The organism is Aeromicrobium phragmitis (assembly GCF_003674095.1).
GTDB lineage: Bacteria > Actinomycetota > Actinomycetes > Propionibacteriales > Nocardioidaceae > Aeromicrobium > Aeromicrobium phragmitis.
In genome coordinates this window covers 1-317 of the sequence record NZ_RDBF01000251.1, presented here as the reverse complement: position 1 = coordinate 317, position 317 = coordinate 1, and the positions used below count along the sequence as shown (strand labels likewise).

Here is a 317-nt window from a genome sequence, read left to right as displayed (position 1 = left end):
TCGGCAACGGCACCTTCGCCTCGATGATCAAGGCGGCCGCGAAGGCAGGAGCCCGCACGGAGTGGAGCGAGACGGTCTGGAAGCAGCTGGCCGCGGGCATCCGCTTCGTCCCGGGTCAGTTCGACGATGACGCCGCCTGGAAGCAGCTCGCCGAGACGCTCGCCGAACTCGACCGCGATCAGGGGACGGGCGGCAACCACGCGTTCTACCTCTCCATCCCTCCGGGCCTGTTCCCCACGGTCGTCTCCAAGATCAAGCAGCACGGGCTCGCCACGTCGACGGAGGGCTGGCGCCGCGTCGTCATCGAGAAGCCGTTC

General features: G+C 68.5%; 1 pseudogene. It reads left to right on the top strand.

What is annotated here, in order from left to right:
• Positions 1 to 23: 23 nt before the first annotated feature.
• Positions 24 to 317, top strand: a pseudogene (locus tag D9V41_RS17205) (glucose-6-phosphate dehydrogenase); the annotation flags it as partial.